Source organism: Vibrio sp. Vb1554 (genome assembly GCF_033344235.1).
This window is the reverse complement of sequence record NZ_JAWPOJ010000211.1, coordinates 1-1351: the sequence shown is the minus strand read 5'-3', so window position 1 is coordinate 1351 and position 1351 is coordinate 1. Positions and strand designations below refer to the sequence as shown.

2 protein-coding genes are annotated in these 1351 nt (G+C 45.0%); one reads left to right on the top strand and one right to left on the bottom strand.

Translation table 11 applies throughout. From position 1 onward, the window contains the following. Positions 1 to 846: magnesium transporter (locus tag R8N28_RS25035; RefSeq protein ID WP_005494055.1), on the top strand; the 846-nt coding region annotated here is incomplete at its 5' end. Here the strand turns inward: R8N28_RS25035 and dacB are convergent. Continuing rightward, positions 825 to 1351: D-alanyl-D-alanine carboxypeptidase/D-alanyl-D-alanine-endopeptidase (dacB, locus tag R8N28_RS25030; protein WP_318183642.1), on the bottom strand; the 527-nt coding region annotated here is incomplete at its 5' end. The two genes, R8N28_RS25035 and dacB, sit on opposite strands and share 22 nt — an antisense overlap.

The following is a 1351-nucleotide window of genomic DNA, read 5'->3' as shown; positions in this document are numbered from 1 at the left end:
ATGACGGTAATGAACAACACTTTTATTGAAACAACACCAAACTTTTCTGAAGTAGAAATTGGTGCAGCTCGCAATGCGTTTTTGAAATACGATCAAGAGCAGCAACTTCATTTGCTCACCATCATGCCAATAGATGAAGCGGTGGGGATTTTGAAGCACTGTTCTGTAGGGTATGTGAACAGTTTGATGTCTCAACTTGAGCATGCGGGTCATGATAAGCGTGCGCGTCACTATGCGCACCAATTGGGTTTGCATGTGTCGGAAGTTGATACTCCTGACGGTTACTTATCAACAGGCGTACTAGAGCATGTAAAGCAGCGAATCGGCTGGATTATTGCACTCGCTTTATTGGGGATCGTTTCTGGGCTGATTATTGCTCAGTATGAAGATACATTGAGCCAACTGGTTTTACTTGCAGTGTACATGCCGGTGATTGCGGCGGCTGGTGGTAATACGGGTACTCAAGCGGCCACATTGGTCATTCGTGCATTGGCCACAGGTGAGCTTAAAAAGCGTCAGTGGTTAGCAGTACTTTGGAAAGAAAGTCGCGTAGCGCTGTGTCTCGCATTAGCGATCGCAATAGTTATGGTTGGACGCATTATGCTTTTTAGTGCCGGCCAATCTACGGGGGGCTTTGAACTGACAGACATCGCACTTGCAATCGCCGTTGCTTTGTTTATTCAAGTCTCAATTTCCACAACGCTTGGCGGTTTGTTGCCAATAATTGCCCGTGCTTGCAAGCTAGACCCAGCCGTATTGGTGAGCCCTGTGCTTGCATCAATCGTTGATATATCAGGTATGTGGATTTACTTTACTGTGGTGAATTACTTCTTAGGTATTGCCTGACTAAAATTCACGATGTCACGGTAAAATAACTGCTCAAAATGCGTAATAGGGGCGATGACAGGTTTGTTATCGTCCCTTTTTTCTGGAAAGTAGTCTGAGACAAACTGGACGAAAATAGTATTCGGCTGGCCATTTTTATCTAAACCATAACCCGCCATGTTGTAGGTTCCGTACAATGAACCACTCTTGGCAATCAGTTGACCTTTGATTGGGGCATTCCGCATGCTTTGGCGGTATTGCAGCGTACCCGATTCGCCTGATTTAGGCATGATGGCAATCAGCTTCAGTGTTTTTTCGTTTTTCCAAATATAACGTAGGATTTCTGCCATTTTGGTCGCAGAAATGCGGTTGTTTCTTGAAAGGCCCGATCCATCTTCCAAGCGTGCGTTACGGATATCGATGCCAGTGTTGGCGAAAATGATCTGTTTGATCGCTTCTGTACCATTGGTAAAACTTCCGGGTTGAACAAAAAATTTCGCACCCAATGTTTTCGTTAATGTGTCTG